We start from the raw sequence: 15,884 nt of genomic DNA, 5'->3' as shown, positions 1-15,884 counted from the left end.
TTAACGAACTCAATTAAAAAATGCTACCAATACAACCAATTACTAATTAATGTGGCATCAGACATTGACTGTTTTCTAGTTTAAACCGCTCCGTAATTTGCGGATATTTTGAGTACGCTATAGGGTAGTATGCTGATCTCCGGTTAGATCCCCTTGAACGCCGCTAGGCGCTGTTGTTGTTCTTCGCTCATGTCGAAGGCAAATTCTTCATGTTGAAGCTGGTAAGTGCCAAAACTCATCAAGAATGCAATCGCTGGGTCTATCTTGTTGGCCGCCTTCTTCTTGTTCGGCTTGATATTGGCGTTCGCGTCGGTTTCCATCACTACGTTAGCCATCGCCCAGGCCAGCACTGGATCGCCGTTGTGCTCGATCACCTTGCGGTTAACGAATACCTCCGCCGATTTCGCTACCGGGCTGAACTTCATATAGGTTTGCGGGAAAGGCTCCACATCGAGGCCGGCCCCCTGCAATTGGGTGCGGATTTGCGTAGCGTTCCAGGTGTCGAAACCCACCAGCTCGATACTGAACCGCTCGGCATCGGCCAGCACATCATCTCGGATGCGGTCATAATCGATACAATCCCCCGGCGTGGTGCGTAACCAGCCCTGTTTCACCCACTGGCGGTACAAGGTGCGGTTTTTATTGGCAGGGTTTTGTAGTTGAGCGTCAGGGATATAGTGGCGCGTCAGCAGGCGAACAGACCGCTCCAGCGGGAACGTATAGCAAACACTGGTAATATCACTGGTAGACGACAGATCCAGACCGGCATAGCACTGCAATCCTTCCAGGTCGTCTTCGGTATACTCAGCGGCGCAGGCTTTCCAGGCACCTTCCCCCATCCACGGTGTTGCACCCTGGCACCAGATATTGAAACGCTTGGTGAGCATTTCTACCCACTGCGAGGGAATGCCGCGGGCCTTCTGGATGGTATCAGCCAGCGCAGCCACATCGACGGACACCGACAGGTTAGGATTGGCCTTCACCCATTGGTCCGGGTCGTCTACTTCGGTTTCGTCGTCCAGCTCGTAGATCAGCGCAAACAGGGATTCATTCTCTTCTTCCCCGGCCAATATCTGGCAGCAGTAATCATAATGTTGCTTGCAGGCCGATACGATGTTGCTACCGGCTGTCGTGATGGCAAACAGAATGCCTTCAGGGCGTGCACCCATCCCCAGTTCGAGCGCCGAATACACGCCGTTATCCGGGTGCAGGTGGTATTCATCGACCACCGCCAGGCTCGGGTTAGTCCCTTCAATGGTGGATGCCCTGGCCGCCAGCGGTTTTAACAGGCTGTTGGACTTGGCGTAAATCAGCTTGTGCTGCTGGATAGCCACCCGCTTGCGCAGCGGTTTGGAGAGCAGGCACATCTGCCGGGCATCATCAAACACGATACGGGCCTGATCGCGGCTCACGGCGGCGGTGTAAATGTCCTGCTGGCCGTGCTCCATCACCAGGAACCAGTTAGCCAGCATCGCGGCGACCGTGGATTTGGCGTTCTTGCGCGGTACCTGAATGTAGGCGCTGCGGTATTTGCGGCGACCGGTGGCCACCACTTTGAACCCCAGCAGGTTGGCAAAGGCAAATTGCTGCCACGGTTCCAACTCTATCGGCTGGCCGCGCAGCGGGCCTTTGACGTGGGGACAGAGGCGAGAAAAAGCGACAAAACGCTCTACCGTGGCCGTATCGAACACGTAAAGGGGGTTGTTGAGGTCGGTAAAGTACCGATCCACCGCCTGCTTAAGCCGTTCACAGGCCGGGATTTCACCGCTTTTTATCGCTTCTGCGTATTCATGCCAGGCGGTCAAGTTCGTCATCCTCGTCAGTTTCCACCGGGTTACGGCGGCGGGATACCGGATCAAAGCCCATCAGAGAGGACATTTTGATCATGATTTTCTCTGCGTCCGATTTGGCTTTCAGAGCGGGGTTGGTGGTGGTGGCACCGCGTGAACCCTCGACCGAAAAACCACGCGCCGCAAGGTCTGCCACGGCTCGGCGGTACATTGAATAATTGAGGCAATACAATTCCAGGTTGCGCCAATCGGCATCAATCAAGTCGCCGCGATCCATCAATTGCTTGGCTCTCGTTTTCCACTCGGCTGTAGCAATCTCATCTAGATAAGCGGGTGGTTTGGGTGGTCGTGCCATAACTTTCTGTTTCCTATGCCTTACTGCTGTGAAAAAAATGCCGCACGTAAAAATTTGAGGAGGCGGGTGGTGCCAGCGATAGGGGCTTTCGTCCTGAAAACTCCCCCACCCTGCCTGTACAGTTCACTATCGGTTTCTGAACGCCTCGGCTAATTCCCGGTCACGCTGTGATAGGCGTTTGCCTGTAACTTGTTCGGGTGGCTTGCCGTGACGCTTGATGAATCCATCACGGCTACTCTGCAAGCCTTTAACCAACTGATTAATCTCTTCTTCACGCATTTTTGTTGTACTCGTGTATCCAATCGTTGCGGTGGCGGGCGGCTTCTTCCTGCTCACGGAACATACCGGCCTTGCGCTGCTGCTTGGTGATCGGGTCTTGGGTGGTGGTCTTGCGGCTGTGATGGCTAACGCATAGCCCCTGGTGGTTGCTGGCAGGCCAGAACAGCACATCGCTGCCACCTTCGATCGGGATGATGTGATCGACTATCTTGGCCGGGGTGTAGATCCCTTCCTTCTCGCACATCACGCAAAGCGGGTGCGCCTTGAGATAGAGCAGACGGTACTTGTCCCACTGTGGGGTATAGCCACGCTCACGCCGTGATCCACGTTTTGCATCTTGCTGGCGATCTGCCTGGCGCTTGTGTTCAGGGCAACGACCGGCCTTGACGCGATTCCGACAGCCTGGATAGGTACAACGCTTCAATGGATGGACGGGCATTTAGTACACTCCTGGCTCGCGGTAGTAGTTCCACAATGAGGTCGTGGTAAAGGGCAGCTCGGCGGTCTTCTCTGCGGCTATCTCGCGGTTCTCGTACCAGTGACTTATCAACAACAGGCAACCCACCTTGATAGCCGGGTTAAGCTCCAGCTCATTACCGAAACGCCTACCGATATGTTTCTGGCAGATCTCCAGCGCCGCAGCGATATAGCCCTGTAGCAAGGTGTCTTCCTCGCTGCCATCGATACGACAATGCAACTTGACTTCTTCCAGGTCGATTGAGGCTTCACTCATAGCTCAATACCTCCCTTGCATAACAGTTCTAACCGGCTGGCTTTCGGGTCAGGAATAGCTGAGGCAATGCTGTAGGCCAGTTGCCTGCGTCCTTTCTGTTGCCATAAGATACGGCTGGCACTGCCCACATCGGCCCGGTAGCGCAACCACACCCGGAGGGTGATCTCCGACATCTCCGCACCCGAGGCCAGCAACTCGCGACCACTGATCGCTTTCACCTCGGCCCACACGGTAGCCGCATCAAACCAAACCTCTTTCTCTTCGCCCGATGGAAGCTCAATCGTGGTGAAGTTCTGGATGGTGATCCGGTGGCGCATCTGTCCAGCTTTCATTCTGCCCCCTTACCGCTATCTGTTTTCACCTGGACAGTTTGTTTCCACGCCTGGCTAAACTCTTCACCACCCTCGCGTGGCGGCATCCCTTCACGTTCGCGGGCTTCGTTCGGGCACATCACGCCAGACTTGATCGCCGTCTCGTAACTCGTGAAGCGATCCTGTGGATTGGCGCGTAACAGGTCGGCGGTGTCGAACTCCACCTGGTAGCGGGAACCGGCAGACGGGGAACTCAACAGCAAAGCGGCTTTAAGCTGTTGCTCAAAGTTGGTCAACCAGGGGCGCATTGTCATGGTGAGGAAGGCGCGGCTGGCTTCGCTAAAGTTGCTGTAGGTGCTGTTGGAATACTCTTGCAAGAAGATCGGGCTGATATTGAATATCCGGGCAATGTCTTCAATGGTGAAGCGGCGAGAACCCAGCCACTCGGCATCCTGGTTACTCATACCTAATTGCTGGTATTCCATGCCACCTTCAAGGATGGGCGTCTTACCGGCGTTCTTGGCCCCTTTGTAACGCTCCAGGGCATCCATAGCTGTCTTGCCTTTGGCCTTGTCGAACCATTCACCTGACTTGATGATACCCGCGGCCATCAAGCCATCTCGCATAATGCTGGCACCGTGGCGCTGTTGAGCCATACCCAGCCCCAGGGTTTCCCGGCAGATGCTGACAGGTGAACGCGAAATAAAACCATCATCGGTGGAATAGCGCAGGTGCAGAATTTCTTCCTGCAGGTAGGTACGCACACGCCCGCTAAAGGGTTCGGTAATGGTGTAGGCATAGCGGTGTTCGTCCAGACGCTTCGGTACAACCGCCCTCGGCGGGTACGGGTGTAATGATTGCGGCTGGCCGTCTTTGCCCCATTGGATCACCGCGTAGGCGTTACCGTTCAGCAGGCAATGGCGCATCAGGGTGCGCTTGAACTGGTAAGGGGTCTGGCAGTCATTCGGGCGCTCATTGAGCAACACGTCAACGGGGTGATCTGCCAACCAGGCGCGGGCCTCAACACCGTTGGTACGTGTTACCCGGTACAAATAGCAGGGCATGGAGGCTACCGCTTCGCTAATCACTGCCACGGCGTTGAGTACCGCTGGCAGGGTTTCAGCATTGCCCGATGAGATATGCTCACCTGATCCTGTGTTAGGGATACCGGCCATAGCCAGAAACTCATCAATGGTCATGCTGCGGGTTTCGGTCTTGCGTTTCCACGGCCACATATCACAACCCCGCCAGATAAGCCCAATGGGAGCGCAGATCCATCAGCTCCGGGTGTTGGGCCAGCAGTGAACGTTTGGCGATCTGAATGTCGGTTTCACGGTAGGCCGGTAAGCTGGTCACGGTGATTTCGCGTAGCTCGGCGGCCAACACGGTACGGACATACGGCTGTTGGGTGCTGTCCCACTGGTCTTTCAATGCCCGGAACCCGAAGGACATGCCGGAAATGTCGCCACGCTCGACCAGTGTCAACACATCACGGCCCAGTTGGGTATCGGGTGGAGTCAACTCAAAACGCAAGCCGGTGGCGTCTTCAATCAGTACCAGGGTGCCGGAGGTATTGCGGCCCAATAGCGCGGTATAGTCATGCTCGTACAGGGCGCGAACATCTGCACCGCCTGCCAGACTGTCTTTGAAGGCGTTGGGGGCAAACTGCTCTACAAACTCGTCCCATAGCACTTCCGAACGGCTGTTCCATTTCACGGCATAACCCACCAGCTTTTTATCGGTGGCGGAAAGCGTGGCGGTGCGGATTTCAAAATCATTATTTTTCATCGGTGGATTCCCTCAGACAGAAAAGGGGCCGCAGCCCCTCTACTGATACTTACTTTTTGATTTCCAAAACCTTGATCGCGTTGGAGTCCACCAGCCCGCCGCCCAGGTACTTATCGGTATGCACCTTGTAGAAGCCAGGCTCGGTGATGTTGTCCGGGCGGGTCCGGGTACCAGTGTCGTGATCCACGATGAAATAGCCGCGCTTGAAGTCGCCTACTGCAATTACTGGCAGACCTGCGGCGGCGTCGGGCATATTCTCTAGATAGTGAACCGGGTGGCCCAGCAACATATCCGGATCTCCGGCTTGCAGGCGGTCGCGCCAGATGTAATCTCCGTTGCCGTTCTTCAGCTTTTGCAGCATGGCAGCGGTGTTAGAGTTCATCGCCCATACGGCATTCTTGCGGTAACGACGGCGCAGCTTGAAGACCAGATCGATCAGCTCATCAGCGGTAGGCGTGGTGCCAACGGTAACCATTTTCTCCAGGGTGCCGAACGGGCGAGCGCGGTCACCTGTCGCGACGCGGGGATAGGCCAGGAAACCTTTGGATTTTTTCGCCCCGTCACCGCTCACCAGGTCGGTTTCTTCGGTTTCGGCAAAGGTGTCGCTGATCTCTTCGGTCAGCCAGCCCAGGATATCTACATCGCTAAAGTCGAGGATTTCCTGGGTGGTTTTCGGGTAAGCGTAGATAGGGTTCAGCTTGATACTGACCTCTTCCAGCTTAGGCGTCGCGGTTTCGGTACGGGCTTCACCTTCGGTGCCACGTCCTACCGCCGCGCCGCCTACGGACACGAGTTTTTTGTATTCGTTGGATTTGGTGGTCTTCACCGTACAGATCTGGCGCATCACGCTTTCATCCGCCAGCATGCGCATGATCTCGGTGTCCAACTCTGGAATGACAGAATAGCCGCCGCTCTCATTGACGGTGGTAGATAACATGCGGGTTTCACCGGTCATGATGTAGTGACGCAGCTCTTCATTGGTCACGGTCTTGCCGTCTTTGGCTGGCTTGGCCTTGCCACCTTGGGCGCGTTCTTCATCGGCCAGGGATTCATAGCGGACAATATCAGCCTGTAAGGCGTCGGCCTGGGTGCGGAGTTCGTCAAACTGGGTAGCTTCTTCGGTGGTAAGGCTGCGTTTCTCTTCTTCGGCCTTGGTCAGCAGGGAGCGCATTTGGGTGGCGAGTTCGGCTTTCTTCTGGCGGAGTTCAATCAATTTCTTCATAGCGGTTTCTCGTTGAGATAAATAACGTGACGTGAAACCAGCACTAAAGGAGGGGTGGCCGTTTATTCTTTTTCTGCCTCTCGCAGGCTACTTCTCGCAGCTTGATTAAACGGCCAGTGGCGGCTCACGTCTGAGTGCCACTTATCAACATATACAGCAGAATAAAATAGTAAACAGGCTATTTTTACCCTAAACAACGACAAACAGCAGCGGACAAATAATTTACAAAATAAGTGGATTTTATGACCGACATCAACCTGACATAGCTAACTTAGTTTGATAGTGGATTCGCACGTTATATTTTTATCTCAAAGGAAATGAATATGGCACGATATGCGAATCTTGGTGGGGACTCTGGTGTAGTTGCGTTCGAAATTACTGCTGATTCTATAACGGTTGAATTTCGAGATGGCTGGAAGTATGTATATGATAATTCAATTCCAGGCGCAGCAGTTGTGACACAGATGAAAACTCTTGCTCAGTCTGGCCGTGGGCTTAATAGCTATATCAGTCGTGTAGTAAAAAAGAGCTTTGCGCGTAAGTACCGCTAGTCAAATCATAAAGGGCGGAATTATCATCCGCCTTTTATTATCATTTATCACTCATCCATTCAGCTGGTGAAGGCATCTTTTCCCTGTACTTTTGGAGATGTTCGATCATGGCATCCAACTGCTCACGGTTGGTAGCAAAAATCTCCCCTGAAAATGTACTACGAACAAAGTCATGATGATCGATCCAGAAGAAGGCACCATCAGATAATGCTTGTCGATACTCAGTGGTATGCATTGAGTCCAGGTCATGAATACCGAACTGATCTTTGTGTTCTTTGATTTCTTTCACGGTGATAGGCATGTCGCCCCCTTATAAAAATTTTAAAATATACGTTTAACTGTCCACCTCTCCACTTTCGTGATTTTTACCAATTAAATCATTATGTTGAAAAGTGGTTAGTTTCTTTTTAAGTGTCCGTAACTCACCACCCCAACTCACCACCCTTTTTTAAAATAGGTGGAGAGGTGGATACTTAGTGGAGAGTTAAAATTAAACTATCCACCCATTAACTGTATGTTTTTAAATACATATTCTAGTGGGTGGATAGAGGTGGACACTTATTGAATAACTTTTACGCTGTACCCCCTGCTGCTGTTGGTAGCCATTCCTCGGCTTCATCACTCAGGCTGACATTGGAACGGATATTTCCCTTGGTGCTTTTCTTCCTGAGATACTCCTTCCCATACTCAGCCATCGCCCCCGGCATATCGGTACCAAAACGGGTCAGCGATACCGTGGTCTTGCTCAAGCCATAACTTTGCATATATGCCATATAGGCGTGATACAGATACTTGCGAGGGCTGAATGGGATCACGCTGGCGTTACCGACGAACATGCCATCACACTGCACTGACGCCATCAGGTAGCCGCAGAAGTCCACCAGCGAATCCCCCTCACGCTTGATAGCCAATGCCTCTTCTGATTTCTGTTGTTCGAACAGTAGCCGCTTGGCTTCGCCCTGGTCAGCAAACCGGGTCAACAGGTGGCGAATGATGACGGCCAGCTCTGCCTCAATCTTTTCTGCCAGCATTGGATCACGGTCATTCTCCGGTACCACCTCGGCGAAATTGAAGATAACCCGCCTTCTGCTGATCCCACCGCTGCGGTCACTAAAGCTCATGGCGTTGTTGTTGACCGCCAGGATCACCGCAGGAATTCGGGTGGAGTAAGGCGCTTTGTGTTTAGGGTCGATGGCAACCTTATCGCCACCCGTGATCGCCTTGATACCAGCACCATCACCGGCATAGCGCGACATATCCGGCATAATGATTAAAGAATACCCAACCACCAGCGCCCGTTCCCTTGGGTTTTCCAGCGCCGCCATACTGGCTGATACGGTATTGGCCTTACCCGCCAGCATGGTACAGATCTCTGCCAAGACACTTTTACCGCTGCCCCCTGGTCCGGTGATTTCAAGGAACAATTGCCAGTCATAACGGTTAGCCATCACCATATAGAGTGCCGACAGAACCCGATCGGCTTTGCGGGCATGGCCTCCGGTAGAACGGGTTAGCCATTTCCAGAAGCTCGGCGCATGACTGGCCAGCGTTTCCCCCTCTTGGGCCTGATTGAATTCAACCGTACTCGCAATCATTAGCCAATCATCACGGCGGTGTGGCCGGAACTCCCCCGCCTTGGTATCGAATACGCCATTGCTGAAACCGATCAGATTACGGGCCGTGTTGCCCATCAGTGGCAGGCTTAGTTTCATGGTATCCACGGCTGACTTGATGCCGTTCTGGGAATAGGAGATCTCAGACTCGATAAAGATTGCGGCCATTTCCCGCTGTAGCTCCTTATCGGGCACTGGCTTCCAGATCACCCCGTCATAATGGTGAACGGTGTCTGAGTCGCCATGTATCGCCAGCGCTCCATCGTACCGTGCCAGAAGTACCTCCCCTCGCTGGCTGGCCCCCATCTGGTTAAGGGCCGGGGTTGCTGCGTGTTCGACGGGGGCGGGACAGCGTTGAACAGGCTATTAATCCGGTCAGCATCGGCCAGCACGGCCACCAGCTCTTTACGGTCGATAAACTCCAGCACCACCGCTTCGCGCTTCTCCCTTGCAGGTTCAGGAGCAAGGTTGGAGGAAAAACCGTTATCAGCTAACCATTCAGGGGTGACATTCCCGATAGCAAAGGCATGTAGCTTTCTTGCCAGTTCGTTAAGTGGCGTCCCTGCTGTGGTTTGCAAAATGGCTTTTGCCGCTATGGCCTTCTCTATCGGGCGACCGTTAACCCAACGGTAGACACAGGAAAACAGTTCATTCGGCCATTGGCTGGTATTAACCTTCTGTGGTTTGTTCATACCTGTGGCCTCACTGTCATGATGAATTTACCGATCAGCGGGTGATACCAATACTTGCTGCCGTATTTGCGCTTGGCACCCTTAATGACGATCAGCGCGGCTTCCCGGAATTTCGCCTCATGCACAATATGGCCGTTACCCTGGCGAACGATCATCACGCCACAGTTACGCGCCAACTCTTCCGCCTTGCTGGTGGACAAGCCCATTTCAGCGGCTATTGAGGTTAATTGGGTCATGCCTTCCGGTATGGTGTCTTTACGTAGCAGGGAGGACAAAGCCAGCTCAAGTGATTGGACACGCTTTTCCAGTTCGTTAAATTTCAGTTGGCTGTTCATTTGGCTGCCCCTTTACGCTTTTTCAATTCAAATTCAGCATTACTGCTGTTTTGATCCAGCGCCTGACTCATGCGCGGAAATTGTCTGAGCACCGAACCAATTAAAAACAGGTCGCGCTTTGCATCCTGATCTGAATATTCTTTATCCCCCTGTAGTTCTTGTAAAAGATTACCGATAACCTGCATTGCAAAATTAATGCCCATACTGGCATCGCCATAAATATCCCGTGTTTCCGCCAATGTTCTATCGGATACCTTGCTGAAATCATGGGTTACAAGTGCATGGTAAATATCACGCATGGAGATCCCCTTTCTCGTATGCCTCTTTAATTTCGCGCAGGCGGAACAGGACTTTATCGAGCAACTCGAAAGATATTTCACGTTCATCATCAGGCCCGCCGTGTAATTCAGCAGCGGCAGTAAGAAGCACCTCAGCCCGGCGAAGTTCATCGTCAATCGAGAGGGTTATTTTTTTAGCCATGAGTCACCTCCAGCCGGGTAAATTCACGAATAAAACCACTGAGTGAATAATCGTGACTAGCCTCCGGATACCTCTCGTAGGAGAACACCACTTGGTCACTATTCTGCTCTCTGACAATAACCACGCTTCCCTTGTCGTTTTGCGTGTAGCGATCGCCTACTACGGGCAGTTCACTGCATATCGGGCATTTCTCCGGCAACATCTCATAAAGCGTGTCTGCTCTGTCCAGCAGGATAAATAACAACGCTTCTGTTACTGCGACCTCATCCGAAAATAAGGCGGCATGAGTCAGTGCCAGGCACTGAAACGCCACCTCTGCGGCGGTGAGTGGAGTTTTATCAACAAGGTTAGACATGCTCACCCCCTTGCACTGGCAGACGGCCAGCGAACAGCAAGACATAATCAGAGGCATAGCGGCGGCGGGCTGACTGTTCATCCAGCGCGGTAACCCGCAACATAACAGGCTTAACTTTCTTCTGGGTGCGGTTGATCGCCGCAAAGATGTAGGTACACTTTGACGTAGCCATAGCGTTAGTCCTTCTAACGTGGTGGTTAGACGCCTCGGTACTGCTCCAACAGTCCGGGGCGTTGCTTTTTGTAAATACGACGTGTTAACGTACGTACATAACAAAAACCATACTATGAGGTTACGTACGTACATGTCAACCATCAGAAGAGATAAAACTCCAAAAGGCGAGGGTCTGTCACCAACTTTCCAGATCCGCATTACTCCTGAATTACGCCAGCAGCTGAATGAGGCTGCCAACCGGGAGGGGTTAGCCTCGGCAATTGGTTAAAGGCTTTAGCTCGCGCAGAATTACGCCGGCAGGGCATTGAACCCAAAGGTTGACTGTTAGGGGTATGCGCCAATGCCGGATACCCCCTAATCACTGCTACCGATACCGGATTCCCGGTAACGTGATCGAACTGCGCCAACGGCGCGGTTACCACCAAAGCATTATTTAGTGCTTGGCTCAAAGCGTGTCTGATATCGAACTCAGCCAATGGCGGGGTTAACTTGACCAGATCGATCAGTGTGATAAGCTGACTTGGCTTAAGTTTTATGCTTTGACACTGGCGGCCCTGCAAGGCCGCTTTTGTTTTATATGCCCTCATTCCAGCACCTCCAAACGCACTCTCTTAGCCGTATAGCCTGTTACCTGCTTGCCATCGACACGGACACGCTTCTTGGTCAGAAAGCGAATGTGATCGTCGTACACGAACAGCCATTTTCCATCGACTGCGACACGCTTAAACGCTTTTCTTGGCTTCTCAGATGCCTGCACAAAGTGACACAACTCATTGTTTTTAGTCTTTTTCGTTGTGCCAACCCCCTTATCATTCCCGCCCTTGCGGTACAACCAAAACCGATCAAGGTTTCCGGTAAGCTGACGAGTGCGAACCGGCACATAACCAGCCTCACGCATAGCCTTACCGAATGCAGCAGCATCAGGATAATACTGGCGGCGTAATTCAGTTGGCACCGACACAGCAAAACTTTGCTTAGTCCAGAACTCCACCCACTGGCGAACTAACTCGATCGGTAAACCATTTACCAAAACACCGTTAACCGTGGCCGCTGGCTTGGTTTTCATATTTCACCTCACGCCGCTTTATTGGAGGTTACTTTTGGCTGGCTTTGCTGCCATGCCTGGATCTCAGAAAGCATCCAGCCAACGGCGCGGCCACCTAGTTTTCGGCGTGCAGGGAATTTCCCTTCTCTTTCCATCAGGTAGCGGGTGGTGCGGCATAAGCCGGTAATTTGTCGGCACTCTGGTTCACGGATAGTGCGATCAGTGAAGGTTGTTTGATTGTTCATCAAGATATGTCCTCGTTCGTTTTAGTTCGAGGACAATTCTTGTCTATATGCTGCTTCCGTGTAATAGAAGCAAAAAACTTATTTTTTATTGATAATTTCTCTTCTGTATTTTTCTAGAGAAAAATCCTTCATCAAATTATCTATAAATAGTTTTATGGTTTGCGTTATGTTCGTATAGCCATAACGACCATCAGGAAACAGAGTGACCGCTAAAACATCTTTTGTTATGGTCTTACCACTCCAAGCAGCCCAAGTAAGCAGATCAATCATTGGAAAAATGTTGTAGTCAAAAATTTTCCGCTTTACAACGTCCCATGATTGAGAGGTGAAAGCCTGAGATTCATTTGTTTTAGATAAACTCTCCCTCCATAAAGGCAAAAGTTGCATCATGTCTTTTAAAATTAAATCATCAGGCCAGTCCAAATTAATACTAAGATGCATCATATTGCCACTTTCAATAGTACTGGCCACAGATCTTTTCTGTCCTCTCAGTGAGCGACCAATATCATTTTCTGCTATGTAATGCTGTGCCTTATCACTCAAACGAGCCAAGGAAATAATACTTAAAGGCTCAACTCCCCCTTGGCATGAAGTTGCAAATCAGAGTATTTCTTTACAAACTCCCCATCAGTATAAGAATAGAAAAATTTATCCCTTTCCTTTATTACTCCCTGGGAAAAATAATAATCAATAACTTCCTGACAATTCATTTCCTTGCAGTCTCTGAAAGTTCCCCTTCGTCCAATAAGCTGGAATATTATTTCATCATCGCTTAATGATAATAGTTTCTCGTAATCATCTATGCAAAACCAATCTGGTAGCTGGTCTTTTCTGTTAATCCGCTTAGTCATTTTCTCACCTGCAACAAAATAACATTATCGTGTTCACCGGCCAGCAGTTCCAAGCGCTCACACCACATATTCAGCGCCACCAGCTTTTCCGGCATATATTGGCTAAGGTTATACACCGCCATCACTCCCGGCATAATATGGCCGAGTAACTGTTCAACCACGTGCGGGGCAACACCCAGATCATTAAGTTTGGTGGCGAACGTGCGCCGGATATCGTGAAGTGACCAGGGTTCGACGTGGCCTAAACGCTTCCAGACAAGACGGCCCCAGGCGCTTACCGCGCTTGATTCTTTTATCTCACCCAGTAGCAAGCCGCTGTCTTTATGCTGGCGGTGTAAATTCTCGATAAACGGCCTCATGGCTTCTGGCACAGGACGAACTATTTTAGCTCCACCCTTGCTGTGTTCCTTGGGTACCGTCCATACCCACTTTTTCAGATCCCATTCTGACCAGGTAGACAACCTAACTTCCTGAGAACGGCAGCCGAACACCACCAGCAGACGCAACATGGCGGCATAGTAGGGTTTAAATTTTAATTGCTGGCTGGCCTGCCATAGTTGGCCGATCTCGTCGTCCGTATGGCTCCTATCACCTTTGTCCTGTTTACTGCCCACATCGGGTATGGTCAGATCGTCCAGTACATTACTAATGGCATAACGGCGCACACGGCAGAACTTCAGAGCCTGCTTGCTCATCTGGAAGACATAACCGGCAGCCACGGGGGCTTCTTTCTTCATCCGGTCGAAGCATTCAAGCCAATGGTGCGTTTCACACTGCGACAAAGGTAGATCACCAATGTAAGGGTAAATATGCTTTTCGAGTTGGGCCTTGTGCCGTTCGACGTTGGCGCGGTGATCTTCGGCATACTCCCTAATCCAGTATTTCAAGGCATCTTCAACGGTGACCGGCTTTAAGGTTTCGGCTGTCGCAAGGTTTAACTGGTATTTGGGGTCTTTGCCTTCGGCTAGCCAGGAACGACACTGATCGCGCCTTTCTCTCGCCACCTTAAGACTCATATCCGGGTAGTTCCCCAATCTCAAGCGCTGAGGTTTGGTTTCGCGGCCACCGAGACGATAGGCAAACAACCAGGTCATAATACCAGACTTGGTTACTTTGATACTCAGGCCGTCACCGTCAGCGTAAAAGTTATCGCTTGGACTCTCCCGACCTATCATTTTTCTCAGCGTAGCATCGCTAAGTTTGTTCGTTCCACTAGCCATAGAAATCTCAGTTCATACGTTGCACTGACTACACCATAGACTACACCGTTCTCCGCATCTCAATAAACAAGCATGAACAGAAATGAACCAAAATAGGTCATTAACCAATAAATATCATAAGGTTAAACAACCATCAATGAACCATGATAAACTATAAAAAACGGTGCTTGATAGAATACGGCATGAGCTGATACTAGTCAGTCAGGTTGTTGAAAAAAGGCGCTTTTACCTCATTTGGTAAGCGCCTTTTTCTTTTCTAAAGCGCTTTTTCGTATCAGCCTTCCTGGTATGCAAAAAGAGGAACAATTTCCTCTTCAATAAAGAGTCACATCGGGGCTCAATAAAGCATAAACAAATCAAATAAGTATCGATGCGATACCTGAATAAAAAGAGAACCGCGGATTTTTTCAATCATTTGAAAATGATGGCATTTTATGCTGAACAGGGAGATTTTTATCGCCAGCAGGTAAGTTTAAATCAGGTAAGGATCTTTATCTTCAATGCAATCCTTAACACAGGCCGCCAAGTGCAATTTGCTTGTGTGAAACAAGAGCAAGGTGAACAGGGATCTTGATGCGCCACTCTTTATTTCACCTATCTATTATGTGGTAGAATACTTTTTTCAAGAGCCCATTTCGCTGGCAAACAGCCGCTCTCCCAAGCCTGATAGCAGTGCGAACCGCCCTTCGAATGTAAAGGTTTCGTCAATTTTATAATCTGTCCAAACGATCGCCATGGCTGGGGGTCTGAGTATTGTATCGCTATCGAGTCGCTCCTCTATGCGCTACAGGTTTCTATCCAAAATCGCATAAGAGTTAATATGAAGCGTCCCAAAAGTTTCCAACGTGCATTATTGCACCCACGCTACTGGCTAACCTGGTTCGGTCTGGCTGTCCTGTTCCTGCTGGTTCAACTTCCCTACCCGGTGCTGTACAAGCTCGGAGGCTGGATGGGCCGCACATCGATGCACTTCCTTAAGCGCCGTGTCTCGATCACACGGCGTAATCTTGAACTGTGTTTCCCTGATATGGATGAAGCACAGCGCGAGCGCAAAATTATCGGCAATTTCGAATCTCTTGGCATGGGGTTGCTGGAAACCGGCATGGCCTGGTTCTGGCCGGATAAACGTGTAAAGCGGTGGTTTAACGTTTCTGGCCTCAATAATTTGAAACTTGCCCAGCAGAATGGTCGTGGCGTGCTGGTGATTGGCGTACATTTTATGTCGCTGGAACTTGGTGGCCGGGCGATGGGCCTGTGCCAACCCATGATGGCAATGTATCGCCCGCACAATAACAAAGCGATGGAGTGGGCACAGACCAAAGGCCGTATGCGCTCCAACAAAGCCATGCTGGATCGCAAAGACCTGCGTGGCATGGTGCAAGCTTTGAAGCGCGGTGAAGCCGTGTGGTTCGCACCCGATCAGGATTACGGCCCACGCGGCAGCGTATTTGCCCCGTTGTTTGCCGTCGAACAGGCGGCCACAACCAGCGGGACTTTTATGCTGGTGCGTATGGCAAAACCCGCGTTGATCACCGTGGTGTTAATTCGCCGCCCGAACGGTTGCGGTTATGATTTGCTGATCCAACCAGAGTTGGAAGGTTACCCAATCGACGATGAAGTGGCTGCTGCTGCCTATATGAACAAGGTGGTAGAAAAAGAGATCATGCGCGCCCCAGAGCAATATCTGTGGCTGCACCGCCGCTTCAAAACACGCCCGGCTGGTTCACCTTCTCTGTATTAAACCGCGCCTGCCGGGAGGCCTGATTGCCTCCCGGTAGCTGTTGCCACATCCCTCAAGACAATATCTGCCCAGTTCTAACCCCACCTGAGCCCAGGCATTCTTAA

The 15,884-nt window shown here is 51.2% G+C and carries 22 protein-coding genes and 2 pseudogenes; 3 read left to right on the top strand and 21 right to left on the bottom strand.

The annotated features are described in order from the left end of the window. Positions 1-143: 143 nt before the first annotated feature. The 8 genes from ACQ86O_RS08130 to ACQ86O_RS08095 form a co-directional block, all read right to left on the bottom strand. On the bottom strand, positions 144-1,805 hold the full coding sequence (locus ACQ86O_RS08130) for a terminase large subunit (RefSeq protein WP_431225680.1): 1,662 nt from the start codon (positions 1,803-1,805) through the stop codon (positions 144-146). Next, complete coding sequence (locus tag ACQ86O_RS08125; RefSeq protein ID WP_223536482.1) at positions 1,789-2,145, bottom strand: phage terminase small subunit P27 family; 357 nt, start codon at positions 2,143-2,145, stop codon at positions 1,789-1,791. The genes ACQ86O_RS08130 and ACQ86O_RS08125 overlap by 17 nt, the downstream gene beginning before the upstream one ends. A gap of 271 nt (positions 2,146-2,416) precedes the next feature. Then, positions 2,417-2,863 (bottom strand): HNH endonuclease signature motif containing protein, encoded by a 447-nt coding sequence (locus ACQ86O_RS08120; RefSeq protein WP_431224810.1) that lies wholly within the window; start codon positions 2,861-2,863, stop codon positions 2,417-2,419. Continuing rightward, the gene (locus ACQ86O_RS08115; RefSeq protein WP_431224809.1) at positions 2,864-3,157 is read right to left on the bottom strand and encodes a head-tail connector protein; all 294 of its coding nucleotides are present in this window, start codon (positions 3,155-3,157) and stop codon (positions 2,864-2,866) included. After that, on the bottom strand, positions 3,154-3,489 hold the full coding sequence (locus ACQ86O_RS08110; protein ID WP_431224808.1) for a phage head closure protein: 336 nt from the start codon (positions 3,487-3,489) through the stop codon (positions 3,154-3,156). The genes ACQ86O_RS08115 and ACQ86O_RS08110 overlap by 4 nt, the downstream gene beginning before the upstream one ends. Then, on the bottom strand, positions 3,486-4,703 hold the full coding sequence (locus tag ACQ86O_RS08105; RefSeq protein WP_431224807.1) for a phage portal protein: 1,218 nt from the start codon (positions 4,701-4,703) through the stop codon (positions 3,486-3,488). Before ACQ86O_RS08105 ends, ACQ86O_RS08110 begins: the two co-directional genes overlap by 4 nt. 1 nt (position 4,704) lies before the next feature. Continuing rightward, positions 4,705-5,256 (bottom strand): HK97 family phage prohead protease, encoded by a 552-nt coding sequence (locus ACQ86O_RS08100; RefSeq protein WP_431224806.1) that lies wholly within the window; start codon positions 5,254-5,256, stop codon positions 4,705-4,707. A gap of 49 nt (positions 5,257-5,305) precedes the next feature. Next, entirely contained in the window at positions 5,306-6,478 is a 1,173-nt protein-coding gene (locus ACQ86O_RS08095) for a phage major capsid protein (protein ID WP_431224805.1), read from the bottom strand. A 323-nt stretch (positions 6,479-6,801) separates the two neighbouring features. On the opposite strand from ACQ86O_RS08095, the gene ACQ86O_RS08090 reads away from it, so the two are divergent. Beyond that, on the top strand, positions 6,802-7,029 hold the full coding sequence (locus ACQ86O_RS08090; protein ID WP_431224804.1) for a hypothetical protein: 228 nt from the start codon (positions 6,802-6,804) through the stop codon (positions 7,027-7,029). A gap of 40 nt (positions 7,030-7,069) precedes the next feature. On the opposite strand, the gene ACQ86O_RS08085 is transcribed toward ACQ86O_RS08090, so the two are convergent. The 8 genes and pseudogenes from ACQ86O_RS08085 to ACQ86O_RS08050 all read right to left on the bottom strand — a co-directional run bounded on the left by ACQ86O_RS08085 (position 7,070) and on the right by ACQ86O_RS08050 (position 10,676). After that, positions 7,070-7,330 carry a hypothetical protein gene (locus ACQ86O_RS08085; RefSeq protein ID WP_431224803.1) on the bottom strand — a complete coding sequence of 87 codons (261 nt, stop codon included), beginning with the start codon at positions 7,328-7,330 and terminating at the stop codon, positions 7,070-7,072. A 271-nt stretch (positions 7,331-7,601) separates the two neighbouring features. Next, positions 7,602-8,966 (bottom strand): annotated as a pseudogene (locus tag ACQ86O_RS08080) (DNA primase family protein); the annotation flags it as partial. Continuing rightward, complete coding sequence (locus ACQ86O_RS08075; protein WP_431224802.1) at positions 8,849-9,334, bottom strand: hypothetical protein; 486 nt, start codon at positions 9,332-9,334, stop codon at positions 8,849-8,851. The gene ACQ86O_RS08075 and the pseudogene ACQ86O_RS08080, both read right to left, overlap by 118 nt. Then, the gene (locus tag ACQ86O_RS08070) at positions 9,331-9,669 is read right to left on the bottom strand and encodes a hypothetical protein (RefSeq protein ID WP_431224801.1); all 339 of its coding nucleotides are present in this window, start codon (positions 9,667-9,669) and stop codon (positions 9,331-9,333) included. The genes ACQ86O_RS08075 and ACQ86O_RS08070 overlap by 4 nt, the downstream gene beginning before the upstream one ends. Beyond that, positions 9,666-9,968 carry a hypothetical protein gene (locus ACQ86O_RS08065; protein WP_431224800.1) on the bottom strand — a complete coding sequence of 101 codons (303 nt, stop codon included), beginning with the start codon at positions 9,966-9,968 and terminating at the stop codon, positions 9,666-9,668. Before ACQ86O_RS08065 ends, ACQ86O_RS08070 begins: the two co-directional genes overlap by 4 nt. After that, the gene (locus ACQ86O_RS08060; RefSeq protein ID WP_431224799.1) at positions 9,961-10,149 is read right to left on the bottom strand and encodes a hypothetical protein; all 189 of its coding nucleotides are present in this window, start codon (positions 10,147-10,149) and stop codon (positions 9,961-9,963) included. Before ACQ86O_RS08060 ends, ACQ86O_RS08065 begins: the two co-directional genes overlap by 8 nt. Then, a complete protein-coding gene (locus ACQ86O_RS08055; RefSeq protein ID WP_431224798.1) occupies positions 10,142-10,504 on the bottom strand; it encodes a hypothetical protein in 363 nt (120 codons plus the stop codon). The genes ACQ86O_RS08060 and ACQ86O_RS08055 overlap by 8 nt, the downstream gene beginning before the upstream one ends. Then, entirely contained in the window at positions 10,497-10,676 is a 180-nt protein-coding gene (locus ACQ86O_RS08050; protein WP_431224797.1) for a host cell division inhibitor Icd-like protein, read from the bottom strand. Before ACQ86O_RS08050 ends, ACQ86O_RS08055 begins: the two co-directional genes overlap by 8 nt. 132 nt (positions 10,677-10,808) lie before the next feature. Here ACQ86O_RS08050 and ACQ86O_RS08045 point away from each other — a divergent pair. Next, positions 10,809-10,999 (top strand): annotated as a pseudogene (locus ACQ86O_RS08045) (toxin-antitoxin system HicB family antitoxin). Positions 11,000-11,261: 262 nt separating this feature from the next. Here ACQ86O_RS08045 and ACQ86O_RS08040 read toward each other — a convergent pair. The 5 genes from ACQ86O_RS08040 to ACQ86O_RS08020 all read right to left on the bottom strand — a co-directional run bounded on the left by ACQ86O_RS08040 (position 11,262) and on the right by ACQ86O_RS08020 (position 14,039). After that, positions 11,262-11,744 carry a hypothetical protein gene (locus ACQ86O_RS08040; protein ID WP_431224796.1) on the bottom strand — a complete coding sequence of 161 codons (483 nt, stop codon included), beginning with the start codon at positions 11,742-11,744 and terminating at the stop codon, positions 11,262-11,264. A gap of 8 nt (positions 11,745-11,752) precedes the next feature. Continuing rightward, entirely contained in the window at positions 11,753-11,968 is a 216-nt protein-coding gene (locus ACQ86O_RS08035) for a helix-turn-helix transcriptional regulator (RefSeq protein ID WP_431224795.1), read from the bottom strand. A gap of 78 nt (positions 11,969-12,046) precedes the next feature. Continuing rightward, the gene (locus ACQ86O_RS08030; protein ID WP_431224794.1) at positions 12,047-12,520 is read right to left on the bottom strand and encodes a DUF6387 family protein; all 474 of its coding nucleotides are present in this window, start codon (positions 12,518-12,520) and stop codon (positions 12,047-12,049) included. Positions 12,521-12,531: 11 nt separating this feature from the next. After that, positions 12,532-12,819 (bottom strand): DUF6387 family protein, encoded by a 288-nt coding sequence (locus tag ACQ86O_RS08025; protein WP_431224793.1) that lies wholly within the window; start codon positions 12,817-12,819, stop codon positions 12,532-12,534. Beyond that, a complete protein-coding gene (locus ACQ86O_RS08020) occupies positions 12,816-14,039 on the bottom strand; it encodes a tyrosine-type recombinase/integrase (RefSeq protein WP_431224792.1) in 1,224 nt (407 codons plus the stop codon). Before ACQ86O_RS08020 ends, ACQ86O_RS08025 begins: the two co-directional genes overlap by 4 nt. 820 nt (positions 14,040-14,859) lie before the next feature. Here ACQ86O_RS08020 and lpxP point away from each other — a divergent pair. Next, positions 14,860-15,780 (top strand): kdo(2)-lipid IV(A) palmitoleoyltransferase, encoded by a 921-nt coding sequence (gene lpxP / locus ACQ86O_RS08015; protein ID WP_431224791.1) that lies wholly within the window; start codon positions 14,860-14,862, stop codon positions 15,778-15,780. Positions 15,781-15,884 lie beyond the last annotated feature (104 nt).

The sequence above is a fragment of the Serratia sp. L9 genome (assembly GCF_050632285.1).
Lineage (GTDB): Bacteria > Pseudomonadota > Gammaproteobacteria > Enterobacterales > Enterobacteriaceae > Chania.
Note: the sequence above shows the minus strand (reverse complement) of the source record. Positions and strands in the feature narration are given on the sequence as shown.